The organism is Serratia sp. HNCC26DJ244 (assembly GCF_057180565.1).
In genome coordinates this window covers 166,155-186,718 of record NZ_JBXUGO010000005.1, presented here as the reverse complement: position 1 = coordinate 186,718, position 20,564 = coordinate 166,155, and the positions used below count along the sequence as shown (strand labels likewise).

At 48.1% G+C, this 20,564-nt stretch carries 17 protein-coding genes, 1 tRNA gene and 2 pseudogenes; 10 read left to right on the top strand and 10 right to left on the bottom strand.

Features of this window, described 5'->3' with window-relative positions; translation table 11 throughout:
- Nucleotides 1–65: 65 nt before the first annotated feature.
- Together AC2A06_RS06415 and AC2A06_RS06410 are read left to right on the top strand one after the other, a co-directional pair.
- The gene (locus AC2A06_RS06415) at nucleotides 66–800 is read left to right on the top strand and encodes a GntR family transcriptional regulator (RefSeq protein ID WP_484379745.1); all 735 of its coding nucleotides are present in this window, start codon (nucleotides 66–68) and stop codon (nucleotides 798–800) included.
- Between the two features lie 86 nt (nucleotides 801–886).
- Nucleotides 887–3,067, top strand: a complete 2,181-nt coding sequence (locus AC2A06_RS06410) for a YgiQ family radical SAM protein (protein WP_484379744.1) — start codon at nucleotides 887–889, stop codon at nucleotides 3,065–3,067.
- Nucleotides 3,068–3,124: 57 nt separating this feature from the next.
- On the opposite strand, the gene AC2A06_RS06405 is transcribed toward AC2A06_RS06410, so the two are convergent.
- The 4 genes from AC2A06_RS06405 to deoC form a co-directional block, all read right to left on the bottom strand.
- Entirely contained in the window at nucleotides 3,125–3,526 is a 402-nt protein-coding gene (locus AC2A06_RS06405; protein WP_484379743.1) for a VOC family protein, read from the bottom strand.
- Nucleotide 3,527: 1 nt separating this feature from the next.
- Nucleotides 3,528–4,859 (bottom strand): L-fucose:H+ symporter permease, encoded by a 1,332-nt coding sequence (fucP, locus tag AC2A06_RS06400; RefSeq protein WP_484379742.1) that lies wholly within the window; start codon nucleotides 4,857–4,859, stop codon nucleotides 3,528–3,530.
- On the bottom strand, nucleotides 4,856–6,388 hold the full coding sequence (locus tag AC2A06_RS06395) for a xylulokinase (RefSeq protein ID WP_484379741.1): 1,533 nt from the start codon (nucleotides 6,386–6,388) through the stop codon (nucleotides 4,856–4,858). Before AC2A06_RS06395 ends, fucP begins: the two co-directional genes overlap by 4 nt.
- An 88-nt stretch (nucleotides 6,389–6,476) precedes the next feature.
- Entirely contained in the window at nucleotides 6,477–7,190 is a 714-nt protein-coding gene (gene deoC, locus AC2A06_RS06390; RefSeq protein ID WP_484379740.1) for a deoxyribose-phosphate aldolase, read from the bottom strand.
- Nucleotides 7,191–7,471: 281 nt separating this feature from the next.
- On the opposite strand from deoC, the gene AC2A06_RS06385 reads away from it, so the two are divergent.
- The 3 genes from AC2A06_RS06385 (at nucleotide 7,472) to AC2A06_RS06375 (ending at nucleotide 11,414) form a co-directional block, all read left to right on the top strand.
- Nucleotides 7,472–7,556 (top strand) — tRNA-Leu (locus AC2A06_RS06385).
- Between the two features lie 219 nt (nucleotides 7,557–7,775).
- Complete coding sequence (locus AC2A06_RS06380) at nucleotides 7,776–9,032, top strand: tyrosine-type recombinase/integrase (protein ID WP_484379739.1); 1,257 nt, start codon at nucleotides 7,776–7,778, stop codon at nucleotides 9,030–9,032.
- Nucleotides 9,033–9,638: 606 nt separating this feature from the next.
- The gene (locus AC2A06_RS06375; protein ID WP_484379738.1) at nucleotides 9,639–11,414 is read left to right on the top strand and encodes an ATP-dependent nuclease; all 1,776 of its coding nucleotides are present in this window, start codon (nucleotides 9,639–9,641) and stop codon (nucleotides 11,412–11,414) included.
- A gap of 229 nt (nucleotides 11,415–11,643) precedes the next feature.
- Here the strand turns inward: AC2A06_RS06375 and AC2A06_RS06370 are convergent.
- A pseudogene (locus AC2A06_RS06370) lies at nucleotides 11,644–11,924 on the bottom strand (helix-turn-helix domain-containing protein).
- Between AC2A06_RS06370 and AC2A06_RS06365 the strand changes: the two are divergent.
- Entirely contained in the window at nucleotides 11,917–12,012 is a 96-nt protein-coding gene (locus AC2A06_RS06365) for a helix-turn-helix domain-containing protein (protein WP_484379788.1), read from the top strand. The pseudogene AC2A06_RS06370 and the gene AC2A06_RS06365 overlap by 8 nt on opposite strands.
- A 214-nt stretch (nucleotides 12,013–12,226) precedes the next feature.
- Here the strand turns inward: AC2A06_RS06365 and AC2A06_RS06360 are convergent, their stop codons facing one another.
- The 5 genes and pseudogenes from AC2A06_RS06360 to AC2A06_RS06340 form a co-directional block, all read right to left on the bottom strand.
- Nucleotides 12,227–13,309 (bottom strand): helicase RepA family protein, encoded by a 1,083-nt coding sequence (locus AC2A06_RS06360; RefSeq protein ID WP_484379787.1) that lies wholly within the window; start codon nucleotides 13,307–13,309, stop codon nucleotides 12,227–12,229.
- Nucleotides 13,310–13,378: 69 nt separating this feature from the next.
- Nucleotides 13,379–14,263: pseudogene (locus tag AC2A06_RS06355) on the bottom strand (primase-helicase zinc-binding domain-containing protein); the annotation flags it as partial.
- Nucleotides 14,256–14,786, bottom strand: coding sequence for an ash family protein (locus AC2A06_RS06350; RefSeq protein ID WP_484379737.1), 531 nt, complete (start codon nucleotides 14,784–14,786; stop codon nucleotides 14,256–14,258). The gene AC2A06_RS06350 and the pseudogene AC2A06_RS06355, both read right to left, overlap by 8 nt.
- Nucleotides 14,783–14,983, bottom strand: coding sequence for a helix-turn-helix transcriptional regulator (locus AC2A06_RS06345; protein WP_484379736.1), 201 nt, complete (start codon nucleotides 14,981–14,983; stop codon nucleotides 14,783–14,785). The genes AC2A06_RS06350 and AC2A06_RS06345 overlap by 4 nt, the downstream gene beginning before the upstream one ends.
- A 2-nt stretch (nucleotides 14,984–14,985) precedes the next feature.
- The gene (locus AC2A06_RS06340) at nucleotides 14,986–15,864 is read right to left on the bottom strand and encodes an integrase domain-containing protein (RefSeq protein WP_484379735.1); all 879 of its coding nucleotides are present in this window, start codon (nucleotides 15,862–15,864) and stop codon (nucleotides 14,986–14,988) included.
- 1,285 nt (nucleotides 15,865–17,149) lie between these two features.
- Between AC2A06_RS06340 and AC2A06_RS06335 the strand changes: the two genes are divergently transcribed.
- Genes AC2A06_RS06335 through AC2A06_RS06320 form a run of 4 tightly spaced genes read left to right on the top strand, consistent with a single transcriptional unit; the run spans nucleotide 17,150 to nucleotide 20,477 of the window.
- The gene (locus AC2A06_RS06335) at nucleotides 17,150–17,467 is read left to right on the top strand and encodes a helix-turn-helix domain-containing protein (RefSeq protein WP_484379734.1); all 318 of its coding nucleotides are present in this window, start codon (nucleotides 17,150–17,152) and stop codon (nucleotides 17,465–17,467) included.
- 29 nt (nucleotides 17,468–17,496) lie between these two features.
- Nucleotides 17,497–18,462, top strand: coding sequence for an ABC-three component system protein (locus tag AC2A06_RS06330; RefSeq protein WP_484379733.1), 966 nt, complete (start codon nucleotides 17,497–17,499; stop codon nucleotides 18,460–18,462).
- Entirely contained in the window at nucleotides 18,446–18,694 is a 249-nt protein-coding gene (locus tag AC2A06_RS06325) for an ABC-three component system middle component 8 (RefSeq protein WP_484379732.1), read from the top strand. The genes AC2A06_RS06330 and AC2A06_RS06325 overlap by 17 nt, the downstream gene beginning before the upstream one ends.
- On the top strand, nucleotides 18,681–20,477 hold the full coding sequence (locus AC2A06_RS06320; RefSeq protein ID WP_484379731.1) for a DUF2326 domain-containing protein: 1,797 nt from the start codon (nucleotides 18,681–18,683) through the stop codon (nucleotides 20,475–20,477). The genes AC2A06_RS06325 and AC2A06_RS06320 overlap by 14 nt, the downstream gene beginning before the upstream one ends.
- The last annotated feature ends 87 nt before the right edge of the window (nucleotides 20,478–20,564 follow it).

Sequence of the window (20,564 nt, the reverse complement as noted above, 5' to 3'; positions counted from 1 at the left end):
TGTGACAGTTCTGGTGAAAATAAGAGGGCGCTTAGAGTGATGGAATCATAAGAGGATTCGAATAAATGAATAATTTTATTGCCTGGATACGTCAACACTTGTCGCAGACGGCAGCAGCACCACGTTATAGACAATTAGCCTCACTGATTGAAAGTGCTATCAAGCAACGGGTGATCGTGGTGGGTGATTTTCTGCCCCCTGAGCGTGTGCTGGCAGAAGGGTTGGCGTTGTCACGAGTGACAGTCAGCAAGGCAATGAAATTACTGGAAGAAAAGGCATTAGTTTGGCGGCAGCAAGGGGTGGGGACCTGTGTTGCGATGCGCATAGATTACTCCCTTAATCAAGATCACGGTTTTACCGCCCAGGTACTGCGTAATGGTGGCTGTGTCAGTAATCAATGGTTGTTGCGCACTCATATGCCAGCAACAACGGAGGTGGCCAAAGCATTGGAAATGGACATGGGTAGCCCCGTGGTTAAATTACGCCGCCTGCGGTTGATGGATGGCCACCCGGTTTCGTTGGAAACCACCTATATTCCCCCCCATTTTTTACCTGAGCCGGAAAAACTGGAACATTCGCTCTATGCTTTATGGCAGTCGCAAGGGATTACACCCCAAGGGCGACATTTCTTGTTGAAGGCGGTGGCCTGTAATGATGAATATGCCCACTTGCTCAATATACCCAGTGGCATGCCCCTGTTGCGCATTGTAAAAATCAGCCGTAATACACAAGGGGAGGTCTTGGAGTTTTGTGAAACCCTGTGCCGTAGTGATGTATATGAATTTGAAGTGAATAGCTAAGCGGCCTGAAAATATCCGTACTTTTTTGCCATGAGTGCGTATAATCGCCGCCCGGCGATAAATTAATCGGTACAAGAGCACCTGTCATGAGCACCACAAGCCTGATCCAACCTGAACGAGAGTTGTTTTCCTACCCGCCTTATTGGGCGGAATGTTTCGGCCCTGCGCCATTTTTACCCATGTCGCGCGAAGAGATGGAGCAACTGGGTTGGGATAGCTGTGATGTGATCATCATCAGCGGTGACGCCTATGTTGACCACCCGAGCTTTGGTATGGCGATCATCGGGCGCATGCTGGAAGCGCAGGGTTTCAGAGTGGGGATCATTGCCCAACCTGATTGGAGCAACAAAGATGATTTTATGCGTTTGGGTAAACCGAACCTATTCTTTGGTGTTACCGCGGGCAATATGGACTCGATGATCAACCGTTATACCGCTGATCGTAAACTGCGCCATGATGATGCTTACACCCCTGGCAATGTGGGGGGCAAACGTCCGGATCGGGCGAGCTTAGTCTATAGCCAGCGCTGCCGCGAAGCCTATAAAGATGTGCCGATTATCCTCGGGGGGATTGAAGCCAGTTTACGGCGTATTGCCCACTATGATTACTGGTCTGATACGGTGCGCCGTTCGGTATTGGTAGATTCCAAAGCCGATATGCTGATCTACGGCAATGGTGAACGCCCGCTGGTGGAGTTGGCTCACCGCTTGGCTGCCGGTGAAAAAATTGAGGATATCAATGATATTCGCAACACGGCGATCATGCGCAAGCAGGCATTGATAGGGTGGTCGGGTGTCGATTCAACCCGCCTTGACCAGCCGGGGCGCATTGAACCTATTCTTAACCCTTATGGTGAAAATCTCCCCTGTGCTGATGGCAGTACGCCAGAGCCGGAGGTCAAGCCCATCACCGTACGCGCGGCTAAACCGAAGCCATGGGAAAAAACCTATGTCCTGCTGCCTTCTTTTGAGAAAGTGAAAGCAGACAAAGTGCTTTATGCTCACACCTCACGCATTTTGCACCACGAAACCAACCCAGGTTGTGCCCGTGCATTGATGCAAAAGCATGGCGATCGCTATGTATGGATTAACCCACCGGCGATCCCGCTCAGCACTTCAGAAATGGACAGCGTGTTTGGGTTGCCGTATCAGCGTGTGCCGCACCCTGCTTATGGTGAAGAGCGTATTCCTGCTTATGATATGATCCGTTTTTCGGTAAATATCATGCGCGGTTGCTATGGTGGCTGTTCGTTCTGTTCGATTACCGAGCACGAAGGGCGCATTATCCAGAGCCGCTCAGAAGAGTCGATCGTGCGTGAGATCGAAGAGATCCGCGACAAAGTACCGGGCTTTACTGGGGTGATTTCAGATCTGGGTGGGCCAACTGCCAATATGTATATGTTGCGCTGCACCAACCCCCGTGCAGAGCAGACTTGTCGCCGAGCTTCTTGCGTCTATCCAGAAATTTGTACCTATATGGATACCAACCATGAGCCCACCATCAAGCTTTATCGCCGGGCTCGTGCACTTAAAGGGATCAAAAAGATCCTGATTGCATCCGGGGTACGTTACGACTTGGCGGTGGAAGATCCCCGTTATATTAAAGAGCTGGCGACCCATCATGTGGGCGGCTACCTCAAGATTGCCCCGGAGCATACCGAGTCAGGGCCACTGTCTAAAATGATGAAGCCGGGCATGGGCAGTTATGACCGCTTCAAGCAGTTGTTTGATCAGTTTTCCAAGCAGGCGGGTAAAGAACAGTACCTTATTCCTTACTTTATCTCTGCGCACCCGGGCACCCGTGATGAAGATATGGTGAATTTGGCTCTGTGGCTGAAGAAAAACCGTTTCCGGCTCGACCAGGTACAGAATTTTTACCCTTCACCGATGGCTAACGCCACCACCATGTATTACAGCGGTAAGAACCCGTTAAGCAAGGTGGGGTATAAAAGCGAAGAGGTGTTTATCCCACGGGGTGAGCGCCAACGCCGTTTGCAAAAAGCGCTGCTGCGTTACCATGATCCGCTTAACTGGCCGTTGATCCGCAGCACGCTGGAAGAGATGGGACTGAAACATTTGATTGGCAGCCGCCGTGAATGCCTGGTGCCCGCGCCGACACTTGATGAACAGCGTGAAGCCAAGCGTTTACAGCGCAACACCCGCCCGGCATTGACCAAGCATACGGATATAACTCGCCAGCGGAACCCTGCGGCGCTAGCCGCGAAAAAGCCGCTGCAGAAAGGTAAAAGCCGAGGTAAAACCAGCTAAACCGTGATCATTCAAGTTGCAGCAAGAGCGCTGCAACTTGAATAGACTGGCGATACCCTACAAGGGTTGGTTAAATTCGACCCTTTCACCATCTGGCCCGACAATCATAAAGTAACGCACACCGTTGCGCCCGCTGGGTTGATGGGTGGGCCCTTCGATTACCGGGTAACCAAGCTGTTCCACCCATTGCTGAGTTGCCGCCAGGTCGTTCACCCGCAGTGCCACATGGTCGATGCCGAAGCTCGCCGCATCCCGTTGTTTACCCGGCCAAGGCAACTGATACAGTTCCAGAACCAGCTCACCTAATGCCAGAAAACGCACTTCAACGCAGCCTTGCGGCGAGTCCGAGGTCAGTGACTGTTGAGTGGTAAACCCCAATGAGTGATAAAAACGAGTCGCGCGTTCAATATCTGCACTGCGCAAACCAATATGTGCCAGACCAGAAATCAACGACGACATGTTAGACCCCCTTCTTCACACAATAGAAGCCATAAAAGGCGACATAAGCGAAGCAGGCCAAAGGCACCGAGAAGGCAATTTGCATATTGCCGCCGTTAGCGTCGGAAATCATCCCCATGACCAACGGCACTACCGCACCACCAATAATCGACATCACCACAATGGAACCGGCTACTTGGGTTTCTTCCCCCAGCCCTTTGATGGTCAGGCCGAAGTTGGTGGGCCAGCACAGCGCCATGCAGAAGTTGGCGCCCATAATGGCCACAACGGCGAAAAGACTATGAATATTGACCGCCAGCAGCAGTAACAGCACGCAGATAGAGCAGAACACACCCAGCAGCAGCGCCGGATTAAACTTCTTCATTAATGCCGTCGTAACCACTTTACCCGCCGAGTAGCAAATCAGCGTGGCGATCAGCCAATACGTGGCGGAGTGCTCGGTGGTGCCATGCTCAATCATCTGCACAAAGCGAATGGTAAAACTCCACAGCCCCACCTGGGCACCCACATACAAAAACTGGGACAGAACCCCGAGACGAAAACGTGGCATTGCCAGCAGGATGCGTAATGACTGAGAGAGCGGTTTACCGGCTCCCCCTGCTGAGTGCTGGGTTTTACAGGCGGGAAATTTCACGGCGACAAAGATCAGCGCCAGTACCACTAAAACAGACCCGATGATCAGATAAGGGGTGACGACTTGCGACACCATCTGAGTACGTGCTGCTTCAGCCAGTTCGGCAGGCATTTGCAGTAGTTGCTCGTGCGTTGGGTCGTTTTTGCTAAATACCAGTTGCTGGCCGATGAGCACACCAAAGATCACCCCCAACGAGTTAAAAATCTGTGAGAAGTTAATCCGCTGGGTAGAGGTTTCCAGTGGCCCTAACAAACTGGAATAAGTATTGGCGGAGGTTTCCAGGAATGATAACCCGGAAGCGATCACCCCCAGACAGGCCAGAAAAGCCCCATAGGTCATGATTTGTGCGGCAGGAATAAACAGGAAACAACCGAGGGCATACAGGCACAAGCCAATAATAATGGCGACTTTGTAAGAGTAACGCTTGATCACCGCCGCTGCTGGTAGCGCCACCAGGAAATAACCAAGAAAGAAGATGGATTGCACCAGTGCTGTTTGGGTATCGCTCAGGTCAAACCCCTTCTTGAACTGGGCGATGAGAATATCGTTCAGGTTGCCTGCCATGCCCCACAGGGCGAACAGACAGCAAACCAGCATCAGTTGCAGCCAAGGGGTCGCAGGGAGATAGGCACTGCGATCAATATGTTCTGCTGCGGTTTGTTGTTCCGTTGTGGTTTTACTGATTAGGGATTCGCTCATAATGGTGTTGTTCCTTTATCCGTAGAAAAAGAGAAAGAGCTAATAGCATCAAGCTGTTGGTATAAGGGTTGAGCCTGACGATAGAGCTGTTCAAAAAGCTCAAAACATTGCAGGTAGAGTTGATGCAGCCTGGGGTCTGGCATAAATTCCCGTTCTACACTGACGGTACGGCTCACCCCCTGTGCAAAACTGCTGAACAGACCGACTCCGACCCCGGCGATAATGGCGCAACCGGTAGTGCCATTTTCCTGATTACGGGTTTGCAGGATGGGCAGGTTATAGGCGGAGGCTTTGATTTGCAGCCACAGGGCACTGCGCGCACCACCGCCGGAGGCGATCATCGCGTCCGGTTCCTGACCACAGCGCCGTAGTTGTTGCAAGTTACGCAGTGAAGCCAGCGCCACCCCTTCCAGCACTGCGCGATAGAGATGTTCCTGCCGGTGTTTGCGCTGCAGGCCGAAGAATTGCGCCCGGGAATTGGTCTGTTCAGCCAGGCGTTCGCCGGTAAGATAAGGCAGGAACAACAGCCCTTCAGCCCCCGGTTTGACCTGTGCCGCCAGCTCTAACATCTGCTGGTGGTTGAGCCGACTATCGTTCAATGCCATCCGTGCCCAGCGCATTGCATCGCCACCCGCATCCAGAATGGTAAAGCCCCCCCAGGCCGGGTTGGCTAAGTGCAGGTTATTTACCCATGGGTCGAGCAAGGGTTGCTTGGCGACCATGGTTAATAAAGTGGAGGTGCCGGTACTGTCTGACGCTGTTCCTGGCTGATAAACCCCGGACCCTAGTAGCGTGGCGGCCATATCTGCGGCACCCACAACAACGGGTATCCCCAGCGGTAAGCCGGTGGCGGCAGAAGCAGCCTGACTGATCTGGCCGATGACCTCGCTGGAGAGATGCAGGGCGGGTAACTGATCACGCCGCACATTGAATTGCTCAAGTGCAGTGGCTGACCAGTCGAGGGTGTTGCTATCCATCAGGTAGTAGCAGGAGGCTTCACTGTAATCAGTGGCACGCACGCCACACAGCTGGAAGTTGATATAGTCCTTGGGCATTAAAACGGTGGCAACACGGGCCCACTGTTCAGGATGGTTTTCTTGCAACCAGCGCAACTTGAAGGCGGGCCAAGCGGCAGTGGGGGGGTTATTGAGCAGAGCCAGCCAAGGCGCAGAGTCTTGCTGCTGCTTAAAGTGTTCGACCTGTGGCTGGGAACGTTTGTCGTTCCACAACAGGGCGCGGTCAACCACCAAGTTACCATCGGCATCCAGCAACACGGTGCCATGCATTTGACCACAAACCCCCACGGCAGCAATGCGTGGGCGATATTCGGCAAAGCGGGCCAGTAACTCTTGCGTACATTCACAGGCACTTTGCCACCAGAGTGATGGCGGCTGTTCTGCCCAGCCTGCCTGAGGGGTGATTTGATCGTATTCACGCTGGGCGAAGCCAAGGATTTCTCCGGTGCACATCACCAGCCCGGCGCGTGTACTGCCGGTACCAATATCAAGGGTAAGAAGTAAGTCTTTCATATTATTATCACTCCTGGTGGGGGCAGCGTGAGCCACCCCGAGAAGCGTTAAACTGGAGCGCTAAAGACAGCGCATAGCGCATGGGGAGTTAGTTATCGTTCAGTTCCGGGAACAGACCAGGATCTTGTTCCAACTGTTCCAGCACTTTTTCGGTGGCGGCAGCGCTCATACCGAAACGGCGTACCCCAAGGCGATACAGTGCCCGCACGGTGTCCAGATCACGGATGCCACCGGCCCCTTTGATCTGAATGCGGCCACGCAACTGATCGGCAATGATGGCGACTTTTTCGGTTGTCGCCCCGGTAGGTGCCCAGCCGGTAGAGGTTTTTACCCAGGCCATACCCACTTCCACCGCGATATCGCACACCTTGCGGATCTGCTCCTCATTCAGATAGTGGGTTTCCAGAATCACCTTGGCAGGAATGGGGGCCGCAGCCTCTACCACGCGGCGCAAGTCTTGGCGCACATAGTCATAATCGCCAGACAGTACCTTGCCGATATTCACCACCATATCCACTTCACGCGCGCCATCAGTAATCAGTTGGCGAACCTCTTGCACTTTAATATCGGTCGCATGCCCGCCACTGGGGAAACCGACCGGCCCCCCGATCATCACATCGGCACGACCTTGCTCTGGCAGTAGAGTGCTTAGAAAGCGCGTCCAGCAGGGCAACACATGAACCGAAATGATGCGATAACGGCTAGCCAGCTCGGCACAGTGGCGAACATCAGCTTCGGTATTGGTGGCTTGCACCGCACTGAGGTCGATCAGCCTTGCCATACGTTTTGTAGTTTCATTCATTATCGATATCTCTCTTTTGCTTTCATTTGATTTTATATTTGCACCTTACTTGTTTTCATATGCATTTAAAAAGAGAGTATTCTGGCAAATGTGATCTCTTCTGCAGTTTTTATGCTCATTATTGGCAAACCGGGTGATTTGGCACAAAAAATAGACGTGATCAGCGGGAAAATTCGACGGGTGACGTTTTTTTCAACATTCAATTCATTGAATGCTTGATAAGTGTTGCGTGCGAGAAGCGGGCAGGTATAATGCCCACGTTTTCCGCATACTACTTCAGTGCCGAAGTGGCGAAATCGGTAGACGCAGTTGATTCAAAATCAACCGCCTTCGGGTGTGCCGGTTCGAGTCCGGCCTTCGGCACCATTAGTATGAAATCAAGCTACCTTCGGGTGGCTTTTTTTATGTCCACAATCTTCCATTAACATCCATATCTTATTGTTTAATAACAAATAAAACTCAATGTCATTCCTTCCTGATTTGTCTGTTTTATCCGCCATGGTCTTTCCCCGTCCATTGACAGCCAGATGATTTGGGGGTCAAGATGAGGGTCAGCCCACTTCGATTAGGAGTTGACCCCCAATTATGGCCCTGACAGACATTGTTGCTAAGACTGCCAAGCCCCGAGAGAAAGCCTACAAACTCGCGGATGCCCATGGCCTGTATCTGCTGGTAAATCCTAATGGCTCTAAGCGCTGGTATCTCAAGTACCGTTTTGCGGGTAAGGAGAGCCGGATTGCTTTTGGTGCCTATCCGCTGATCTCGTTGGCCAAGGCCAGAGAGAAGCGTGATGAGGTAAGGCTGTTGTTAGTCGATGGCATTAACCCGGCAGAAAAACGGGAAGAAGAAAAAGAAGAAGCACAGGTTGCTCTGATTACCTTTGAGAAGGTCGCGAAAGACTGGCACAAAAACATCAGTCAAAACCGCTGGTCAGAAACGCATGCTGAAAGGGTATGGCGCGATATGGAACGTAATATTCTGCCAGCGATAGGGCAGCGGCATATTGCTGAGCTGAAAGCTAAAGATTTGCTTGAACCCCTGAAGGTGGTGGAGCAAAACGGCCATCTCGATTTGGCGTCACGATTGCGCCAGCGGGTGACCGACATTATGCGCTATGCGGTGCAGAACGATCTGATAGACCGCAATCCCGCCCGAGATCTTTCTGGGGCGTTAGCCTCACCAAAGGCCACCCATCGCCCTGCTTTGAAACTGGATAAGTTACCGGATTTTCTGACGAGGATTGAGCACTATAAAGGGCGAGCGTTGACCAGCTTAGCCTTAAAGTTAATGCTGTGCGTTTTTATCCGCTCCAGCGAACTACGCTTTGCCCGCTGGACGGAGATCGACTTTGAACGTGCTATGTGGACCATACCGGCTAAACGTGAAGCGATACCGGGTGTAAAACACTCTCAACGTGGGGCAAAAATGCGTACTGAGCATTTGGTGCCCTTATTCCTACAGGCTTTAGCATTGCTAGAGGAGATCAAAGCGATTAGCAGCAGCCATGAGCTTATTTTCCCTGGTGATCGTCACCCGACCAAACCCATGAGTGAAAATACCGTCAACAATGCGTTGCGCGTTATGGGTTATAGCACCGCAACCGAGTTATGTGGGCATGGTTTCCGCACCATGGCTTGTAGCGCACTGGTTGAGTCTGGGCAGTGGTCAAAGGATGCAGTAGAGCGGCAAATGAGCCACCAGGAACGCAATAGCGTGCGGGCGGCTTATATCCATAAAGCTGAACATATCGAAGAACGTAAGTTGATGCTGCAATGGTGGGCGGATTATCTGGATGCGAACCGCAAGGCGCATGTGGTGCCGTATGAGTTTAGAGGGGCATGAGTTTATTTACGTATTTACAAAGGTAGATAACGATGGAGTCTTACATAGATGTATTTTGGTTAAGTAGCATTTCATATATGCATAATACGACTACCGTTAATAGTTTTTTTTGGTTTCAAATTCAACTGTCTTTGTGCACTTGTAACCTCTACCAATGTTAGGCTTTAAAGCAGTATCTTTCATGCCACAAGGTATAGAGCTATTGTTAGCATAAAAGTGATATAGGCCGTACAAGTACAGTATTTCTGTGCCATACGCCTACATAAAAACGATACATCAAGTGGGTAGGTCAGGTGAAAATTGGGCGTATGAAACCAAATTAATAAGTCAGATGCTGATAAAGTGTATGTGTCAGTCAATGGATAATCAGTAAGCTAAATTTCTCAACTTCCTATCTAATAGCTTCTGGATTTTTGCATGTGCTTGAATTTTTTTAATTATTTCAATGATTTAATGTTTATCTCGAAGTTGGGAGGGGAGGGGGTTCATTTAAATAGTGTTATTGCGTGCTATAGCTATAACCAGCTAGAATGTAAGATAATTTATGAGTGGCTGATACTTTAGGCTTATGATGTGACTTATTGTATAAATTAAAGGGATGCTGTCGTGAGTAAAATATCTATAACATCAGTATATTATCTTAACTACAAGGCTTTAAAGGATTATTCTTTATCTTTAAGTGAAATGAATATTATGGTTGGGGCCAATAATTCAGGAAAGTCAACCATTATAGGTTCATTCAGATTACTTGAGATAGTAATGAAAACTGCGCGTTCAAAAAAACCTACTATTATAAAAAATAATGAAGGTAAGAGTGTTTTAGGATATGTAATTAATGAGAATTCCCTTCCATTCTCACTTGAAAATGCACATCATAATTATGTGGATGAAAATGCGAAAATAGAGTTTAATTTTTCAAACAAGAACAAAATAATACTTTTTCTACCTTCTGATGGTGGTCTCTATGCGTATTGTGATACGTATGGGGACGTAGTAAGAACGCCTTCAAATTTCATGAAAAACTTTCCTTATTCATTGCAAGCTATCCCTGTTTTAGGTCCACTAGAACAAGAAGAGAAAATTGTCAGCGATGATACAGTAAAAAAAAGTATAGGGACACCTCGAGCATCTAGACACTTTCGCAATTATTGGAATAAAAATCCTATAGGTTTTGAAAAATTTTGTGACATGGTAGAAAAAACCTGGCCAGGTATGTCAATTAAAATGCCAGAGATAACTACAGCATTGGAACGACGATTGGTGATGTTCTGTACTGAGAATAGACATGACCGTGAGATTTTTTGGGCTGGTTTTGGTTTTCAAATATGGTGTCAGATACTAACATATTTATCTCGGGATGATAAGTATGATTTGGTAATTATTGATGAACCAGAGGTTTATTTGCATCCTGATATTCAACGGCAGTTGCTGGGCTTATTGAGAGACATGGATAGTGACGTACTAATAGCTACCCATTCTGTTGAGATATTGGGAGAAGCTGAACCTAGTGAAATATTATTAATAGACAAAAAGCATAAGTCAGCGAGAAGGTTGCGGGATATTGAAGGAGTGCAGTCTGTCCTAGAAAGTATTGGGTCGGTTCAAAATATAACCCTTACTCAACTTGCTAAAACCAAGAGAATTCTATTTGTAGAAGGAATGAAAGATTTTAAAATTATAAGACGATTTGCAAAGTCTGCCGGTTATCAAGAAGTTTCGTCAGGTACTGATATTACAGCTTTTGAATCAGGCGGTTTTTCTTCATGGGAACGAGTTAGATCATTAGCATGGGGGATAAAAAATACATTTGGTGCGGATTTTAAAATTTCTGCAGTTTATGATCATGATTATTGGTGCGATGAAGAGATTGCTGATAGAACGTCTCAATTAAACGATGTTTTATCTTTTGCACACATACATAGAAAAAAGGAAATAGAGAATTATTTGCTGAATATTGATGTGATAGATAGAGCTTTTGTAAAATGTTTGCAAGATCGAGAAAAAAGAAAAGGTATTAGTTCTGTTATAACCAAATCAATTAAAGATATTTTGATTGAAATTACTGAAGGGAAGAAGCAAGACTTTCAAAGCCAATATATCGCCAAATATCAAACATATCATAAATCGATGACTCCTAATATAGATATATCAAATCTTTTATCTACTGCGTTATCATGTTTTGAAGATAAATGGAATGATATATATGTGAGAATGGATATGGTTTGTGGGAAGATTATACTTAGTGAGCTTAGGGAGTATTTGTCAAGTAATTATCAAGTAAGTCTTACCGATGCGAAAATAATCGATGAGTTTAAGAAGGGTGAAATATCTTTTGATATGATGGAATTAATAAGAAAATTAGAAATTTTTAGAAATAGTTGAGATAATTTTAATTTAAGAATAACCAAATACTTTAGGTTATATTTTGAGGTATAAAGGTTAAATTCGGCAAGGACAAATACTGGCGTAGGTTGCGAGTGCACGAAGATGGTTTTTTTGAAAATCAAATAAAATTATCCAAGGTAGTAGTATTATGATGCACTCTTTATTTTCCTTCTGCTCCCTCATTTTTCAGGGGGCTGGAGTTCATTTTTTTATGTGGAAGTTTTTTTCAGCGACTCATAATATCAAGCATTATATCCACCAGATCATCTTCCACAGTGTAGAAATAACATGCTGGAATATTCATAACCGAAGCTAACCAGCAGGCGAGTTCGAAGTCTGGTGTTGGATACCGCGTTCGTACTGGTTCATGCGTGCACTGGCCGTTGCTTCATCGATTCCAGTAAGGATGCCGAGGCATTCTTGTGACAGACCAGCCCTTAAACGTGCTAATTTCCTTTCTCGCCCATGGCTAACAGGGGAATGACTTGCGGCAAAGGCACTGGAAATACACCCTGCGGAGATCTGGCCCAGCCGTTATTTTGATGATTCGGGAAGATTACTTGAGAAAAAGGCCAGAGTAGAAAAAGCGGAATGATAGGTCAGCGTTCAGAAAGTTTTTCCCCCCACTTTATCCCCCACTTAAGTGTGGGCCACTTCTTCCCCCACCTTATTTTTCAAATTTGGTAAAAGTCTTTATTTATTATGGTGTTAATTTTCTTCCCCCACTTGGCGTATATATACATCTGGGAAGTGGGGGAATATGCCGAATATCGTGACACGATAGCCGGATTCCCCCACTTGTACCCCAGTTAATCCCCCACTTTGTTGCGGTGTGGTAACGGTGTGATGTGCTCACCGTTGAATGCTATCAGACCGTCTTTTTCCAGCTTGTCCAGCCAACGGGCAAACTTCTTGGACACATCAAATCCCATCGCTTTCATATCATCCCTCACTAATGTACGGGTGCAGCTATCGCCGCTAGCGGTGCGTGAACGAATAGCTTGCCATAGGGCAACATGATTTTCCGTTAGCCGGGAAATACCGGCTAAATCGGGATCGTTAGCGACATCATCCTCGCTAACCTCACGACCTTCGTCACTCACTACCAGCGAGGTGATCAGGTCGCCGTCATCATCCACGTAGAGATCGACAGAACTCAGGTCATAGGCACGACGTGCTGGTTCTTCTGCATCTTTCATCTTAGTGCAACTGAGGATCAACGCACCGCCATCACCCTCACGGCGCACATTGAACTCCACGTCTAAGGCGGCACGGAAGGCACTGGAGCCGCGAGCACCTTTGTCCTGATCTTTACCGGAGTGGTGAATAATCAGCACTGTTGCTTGCGTTGCCGCTTTGATGTAGTCGCACCCTTGGATGAAAGCGCCCATGTCTTTGGCGGCATTCTCGTCCGAACCGCCGAAACAGCGGGCGAGCGTATCCAGAATGATCAGGCGAATTGGCATACCGGTTGCGGCTTTAACATCGCTGGCGGCTTGTATCACCTGTTGCACACTCTCCGGGCTGGCTGGAAAGATAGGGCAGTCAACGCGATAAAGGGCATCAATCGGGCTACCGCCGTTAAGCGTCTGCTCCCATGCGCGGATACGGCGGGGAACACCGATCCCACCTTCACCAACGACATAAATCACGGCTCCCTGCGTAACCGGTTTCCCGGCCCAGGGTTTGCCTGTGGCGATATGGCATCCCCAGGATACAGCCAAGAAGGATTTATAAGATCCGCTGGCACCGTAAGCGCTGGCAACTGACGAACTGGGTAAATAGCCTTTAATCAGGTAGTCCTGCCGAGTATCAAAGCCCTCAGAACCTTTGCGCAGAGGAAGTGAGGTATTGAATTCCGCTGCAGTGTAGTCAATACGGGTAAGCGGTATTGGTGTGGTATCTGGTTTATAGCGTTGTTGGCTGAACGTGGCTTTGGTGGCCTCTAAGCCGTATTGCTGGCGAAAATCATCCCAGTCGCAGAGAGTTGTGGCGGGGGGCAATGAAACCCAGCCATCCACTGCCAGCGCGGCCTTTTCTGCCATTTCTTTACCGGTGTTGGTTGAGCCATTGGCGTGAATGTCATGATCACCCGCCAGAATAATGGTGGCCTCGGGGTACTCACTGCGTAAGGCTTTGGCGACATTTATCAGGTTGTTGGCAGAAACCGCCGCAACAACTGCCGCCGTTGTGACCTGGCTGAGAGTGAGCCCGGTAGCATAACCTTCAGTGATCACGATAGTTTCAGGTGCTTTTGGGAAACTTACTGTAATAAAAGCCCCTTTTAACTGGGAGCCTGGCATTAGCCGTTTCTCCCTGCTGGCGTTAATTAACTGTGCACCAGTGAGATCACCGGAAACACGATGCAGCGTTAACAGAAGGCTACCCTCATTGAATGTAACGCCGCTGATGCGCATTTTTTGTTGTGCACTCAGGCAGGGCAGAATGGCGGATAGTCCTTTGGCTTTCAGATACGCGCTTTCACCTCGGTTTGCATGGGCCAGCATATGCTGGATTTTTTCCAGAGGGGGTAAGCGGTTTACCGCTTTTTCCCTGGCTGGCGCGGTGGGGGCTGATAATGCCAGATTCGACACCAGTTTTGCAGCGGCTGACAGATCGCATTGCTTTACCAGAGCGACTAGATCGAGCCCATCACCATGACCACATTGATTACAGAACCAAGTCCCCCGGCCTTGTTTATCGTCAAAACGGAAACGATCTTTTCCACCACAGGCAGGGCAAGGACCGTGCTTTCCTCCAGATAGAATCGAGATATTCAGAGCAGCAAGAACAGACGGCCAGTGGTAGCGGTATTGAGCTGTGATATCCGAGATAAATTTACTCATCGCTAGGCACCTCCGCTTCTAGTGATTGATTCAACTGGTTGAGCCGCTCCCACAGGATAAATGTCAGCAGTTCTTTAGCGAGGGGATTACTCAGTTCGATAATGGCATAAGCTAACGCCCGGCATTGATCGGCGAGTTCTTTCAGCGTAAGTGGTGTGGGGTCATACATGATGCACCCCCGCAGAAGAAATGAAGAATTGCAGGTATAAAAAAGGAAGGGTACTAGCCATGGGGCCGCCTCCGTTGGGGTATTTTTGACGCTACCACCAGAGACGCCAAGCCCATTGGGTGGTAGCCCGAACAGGGTTGGCGTACCGGCCCCAACGGATACCGGCCTTCCTTTCGGAAGCCCTGCCCGGACTACCATAGACAACAGGTGTGTACGAGCATTCCCCAAATACACTCTGTGTGCATATTTGAGGACCGTTAGGGGATTCGGAACGCCAATTCCGGCTGCGGATTTTGCCGCAGCATCAGCATTATATCGTAAATGGCCTGCCAGAAAAAAATAAGAATGTATCATTTGCGCGTCTCCTCGCGTTTGTTGATACGTTCAGCGATCCATTCGTTTATTTCGCTTTCCACCCATGCCACAGAGCGGGAGCCAATTTTGACCGCTGGAGGAAAACTGCCTTGATTGATCAAAAGGTAAATCCATGATTTCTTAAATCCGGTTTTTTGCATCACATCCGTTAAGCGCAGCAACTTGATATCTTTCATGATTAGACCTCCTTCCTGCTGTAAACGCGCTCAACGTAGCGCCCCCGGCCATCACCGTGGCCAAGATCCATTGACGTGAGTGCCCTGGCTTCACTGCGGGAGAATCCTGCTGATAGGTAGTAATGAATAGCGTCCTGCGCCCATGCATAACGCAGACTGTGCGGAGAATAATGGCCAGTGAGCCCTAAGCGTGCGGTATGCGAACGCCAAAAGTTCATGGCGGTTTTTAAATCAGGTTTATCGATCAACTTGCCGTTGCGTGTTTCTGCTACCAGCAGAGCATCTTTGACCGCCTGCTGTACTGCGTTACAGTCGATGACCCTTGTTTCACGAGGCCTGCCACCTTTAGTACCAAAAACAACGGTGAGCGTTGATTGATTGCGTTCAAGCTGTTTTTCCCATGTTTTCAGTGAGCGGGCACATTGCACCGCCTCTTGGGAACGTAGCCCCAGCAACCGGGCAAGTTGAAGAGCACAAGCCAGCCCTTTGTCATGCTGTTTTGCGCTCTGTAGTACGGTTTGGAAGCGATCTTCCGGGATTGCGAACTTAGTGCCTGCGCGGCTTGCTCCGCTTAATCCCAGGGTTTTATTCGTCAGACGCTCAGATGTGACCAGTTTTTCCCTACCTGCTAGCCGAAACACTGTGCGCAGTGCCGACATTTCGTTATGAAGGGAACGGATAGCGATACCAGTCGATTGGCGAGTGGCAATATAGCTTTCGATATGCCTGGATTTTAGATGTTGAACATCACGGACCTGGATATTGAGTGCAAGCAGGTGACGGCAAAACTTGTCCATGATACGGGTACGATCATGCACGGTTTTAAAGCTGCCGCCGACTTGCTTCGCCAGCATTTTCATTTCACGGCTTAATTTACTCATAGCAAACTTCTCACAATATCAACAAGCTGCATTTCTCTGGCGCATGGGTTAAATGGCAGAAACTTAATATGATCTGCCTAGAACGATACCTGTGCGCCAGAGCGAGCAGCAGTTGAGGTATGGCGGGGCATCGGTAATGCACTCTGTGCAGCCTCCTGCAATGCAGGTTATCCCCTCAGGTTTGTTGGCCTGCCTCGGTATCGGTTCAATTCTCCTGTAAAAAGTGGTCAGCTCGACGTAGAACATGTGTGTCAGATGCATGACTGTTGTGGGAAGTTGCGTATCTCTAAGGCTGAAGTGGGTCCGTGCAGTGGCGTCACTTTCACAAGTAAAAGTGACGCCACATACCAAGCGCAGCAGGGCAGGCACTAGCAGATGCCTTTCGGCATAGCAGAGCGCAGCCAGCAGCGTTTATCAGACGCTAGAGATTTTGGGTATAGATAACCTGGATTGCAGCGGGGCAACCCAAGTTAAGGATGTGATGATGGTGGCGCTTTAGCAGGTCTGGGGCTTAGAAAGCCGTTGCCTGATAATGGCTAGTTGTCACTTGGTTGAAGGCCAATCACAGTATCCTCAGTTGGCAATACTGGTTGGTGGGGAAATGCTGGTTGCTAGCCATTTCGTTGGATAAGAATTACCTTCATCGCATTGGCTGCGATCCCCGCTTTCAAAGGTTCAGGGGGGTTACCGCTCTTAGAGGGCTTCCTTTCAGGTATAGGTAGCTTTTTGGTGGTCGCCCGAAAGCGTCAGTCTCAGACCACACTCCATTCCTTATGACTTTGGCATTGTGATCACCCGAAGGCGTTTCTCGCAGATCACTCGTATCATCCCGATACCGGAAACATTGGCTGCTGTCGTTGACAGCGTGGTTACGCAGGTCAAATTACGACAAAGCGTTACTGACTTCAAGTGCTTTGAGTCCAGAGAAAAGTCACACTACAGCTCAATTCTTATGAAAGTCTTGGTCTGAAATCAAAATCTCCATGTTACTGTCGCAATAATCTAATTCTTTAAAATTTATATCTGAACGGGTATGGTAGCTGAAGCAGAAACTCTTTGCGCTGCAATGACTCAGTTACTCTAAGATGGCAAAGAGTAGCTGATTGACGTATATAATTGTCATAATTCAAGTTGTCGCACTCCATTGCGACTAGAATTGTTTAGGGTAGTTAAAGGTATGTATGTTGTACGTCCCCCAAAAAAAACCAAAGCTCGGTGTTATTATGCTGTTGCCAGCTTTGGAGTAAGCTGTGTTTGTTTACTGAGTGGGAGTCGGAGATAAACGATGATACGTAGTGATGATTATCAACGCACTGATATCATGTTACAAAATTTCGTCACTAGCGATACAAAGGAATTATCAATCAAAGTTTCGCTTGCCATTAAGTTCAATGAGTTAATCGCTCAGCGTGGTCTGAGTCAGATTGAGGCTGCAGAAATCACTGGTATGACGCAGCCTAAAGTGTCGCAGATACGTCACTACAAATTACAGAATATTTCATTGGAACGCCTGATGCAGGCACTGGTATCAATGGGTCAGCATGTGGAGATAGTGGTGCAACCTGCGCGGCAAATTCACTTAGCATGCATTTCGGTTGCGTGAAGCGATTGTGTACTAGGAGTCAAGGGAGAATGAAGTTTGCTTATGAGGATTTGAGTGACGATCAGTTCGAGGTGTTGATCGTGCTATTGTGCCAACGATTACTCGGTATAGCTGTTCAAGGATTCGCGAAAGGGCCTGATGGTGGGCGTGATGCGAAATTTATTGGTACAGCGGAATTGCACCCTAGCAAAGCAATCCCTTGGGTGGGTACAGTGATTATACAGGCTAAACACACCAACGGATACAATCGCAGCTTTTCGGAATTGGATTTTTACAGTACATCAAGCAGTAACACAGTGATTGGTAAAGAGGTCCCTCGCATCAAAAAACTGCGCGAAGCCAAGCAGCTTGATCACTACATGCTGTTTTCGAATCGTCGACTCACTGGTAATTCCGAAACGGAAATTCGTGACTACATAGCAGCACAATGTGGTATTGCGGCAGAGTCGATCTTTCTTTGCGGCCTAGAGCAGTTGGAACTTTGGATGAAGCGGTTCCCTGATGTGGCCCAAGAGGCAAATTTGGATGCAGTGGACTCTCCGTTGATTGTCAGTCCTGATGACCTTGCTGAAGTTGTCCAGGCGCTTGCGCGGCAAAAGGATAGCCTGACTTTATTGCTTGATGATCCGCCGACTGAACGCGTGTCCTACGAGGAAAAGAACGCTCTAAACAACATGACTGCCGAATATGCGAAGGCACAGCGGCGTAAGTATCTGAAGGAAACTACACAGATTCGTACTTTCCTTGCGGCGCCGGAGAATATTGAACTGCTTCACATGTATGAATCAGTGGTTGATGAGTTTCAGTTTAAGATCATTGCTAAACGCAAGGAGTACCAGACCTTCGATGAAGTCATGGAGTATTTGGTAGATCTGTTGTTCAACCGCGACCCGGTTCTTCGGCAGCATGCTCACAAACGGCTGACGCGGGCTGTTCTTTTTTACATGTATTGGAACTGTGACATTGGGGAGGTAGCAAATGTTGCGGCCGACTAAACACTCGCATCCTGATCGTACTGTCATCAACGTGTCTCTACTGCTCTTGTCGAGACTGAAGGATCGCCGCGTCGATGAATACGATGTGCTGCGGAAGTTTGCAAAGAAAAATGTCGTAGGTGGAGATGTACTTTTCTTGCCAGCGCTTAATTTTCTCTATCTGATGGGGCTTGTTGAATATCGTCCTAAGACGGACGCAGTAGAATATGTGGGGCCAAATGAAGCTATCTAAACTTTATTCTAACAAGCCGGATGCGTTTGACCCTGTGGATTTTGTCCCTGGTCTTAACGTCATCATGGCTGAAATTCGCCTGCCAGAGAATCGAAATAAAGACACCCACAATCTTGGCAAGACCACGCTGGGACGTCTTCTGGACTTCGGTTTTCTGTCAGGCAAAGATCCCAACTTCTTTCTTTTTAAGCATTTTGATTTGTTTAAGGAGTTCGTCTTTTTTCTAGAAATTGAACTGGGAGATGGCTCTTTTATCACGATTCGGCGCAGTGTAGAGCAGGCTACGAAGATCGCTTTCAAGCGACATGAGGCGGGTCATCAGGATTTATCGGCTTTGTCGCTTGCAGAATGGGACCATCACGACGTTCCTTTTGAACGTGCGCGCGAACTGCTTGATGGTTTGCTCGACTGGCGTGCGTTCAAGCCTTGGTCATATCGTAAAGTGCTGGGTTATCTGCTGCGGTCGCAGGAAGATTTCCGCGAGGTATTTCAATTGCGCAAATTCGCTTCCAAACATGCTGACTGGAAGCCATTCCTTGCCCACTTACTGGGCTTTGATGCAAAGCTTATTGCCGACCATTATGCGAAGGAGCAGGAGCTGTCCAAGCAGCAAGATACTGTGCAAACTATCAGAAAGGAATTAGGGGGTTCAGTAGAGGATATAAGTAAGATTGAAGGGATTCTTCTTTTAAAACAGAAGGATGCGAGGAAAAAGCAAGCTTTGCTCGATGCTTTTGATTTTCGTGCGCAAGACAAGGACTATACCAAAAAGGTGGTTGATGAAGTCGATGAACGCATTGCTGCACTAAACGCTGAACGCTACTCTTTAAGTCTGAACAAGAAAAAAGTGCAGGCATCGTTGCAAGAGGATCAAATCTTGTTCAGCCCCGATGAAGCGCAGCGATTGTTTGGCGAGGCCGGTATTCTATTTCAAGGACAAATCAAGAAAGATTTCCAGCAGTTGATTGCTTTCAATCGGGCAATCACTGAGGAACGCCGCAGCTATCTTCAGGAGGAGTTCACGGAGATCGAGAGTGAAATGAGGCGAGTAAATGCAGAACTGAACACTTTGGGTAAAAAACGTTCGGAAATGCTTTCCTTTCTCAGCGGAACGGATGTTTTCAACAAATATAAACAACTCTCGGATGAAATGGTGATACTGCGCGCCGACATAACATCACTGGAACATCAGCGAGGGTATTTGCATCGTTTACAGGAATTGCGTACGGAAATTCGGTCATTGACGGAAGAATGTAGTCATTTACAGGTGAAGATTGAAGCAGATGTGGAGCGGCAGAATTCCGATCAAGAAAGCCTTTTCTCCACGATCCGGGTTTTCTTCAGCGAGATTGTTGAGGAAGTCATTGATCGCAAGGCACTGTTGAGCGTGGCCCCTAATCAGTTAGGTCATTTGGAGTTTAAAGCCGAAATTCTCGATGGTTCGGGCAATGCTACCAGTGCAGATTTAGGACACACCTATCGCAAGTTGCTGTGCGTTGCCTTCGATATGGCAGTGCTAAGAGCTCATCTGAATGAGAAGTTCCCGCGCTTTGTTTATCATGACGGGGTATTAGAGTCGCTGGATGATCGTAAGAAAGAGAACCTGTTGATGGTTGTGCATCGTTATGCAGAATTAGGGTTGCAACCAGTGATAACATTAATCGATTCTGATTTGCCAGTGCGTTTAGAAGGTAGTGGGGCAGTATTTAGCCCTGATGAGGTTGTCTTAACGCTGCATGACGAAGGTGATCAGGGGCGCATCTTTAAATTGAAGGGATGGTAATCCATTTTTCTTGGGATAGATTTTATAAAAATAGATAGTATGAGAATTTTATATTTTTTTTCATTTTCAATCAATTATGATTAGTTA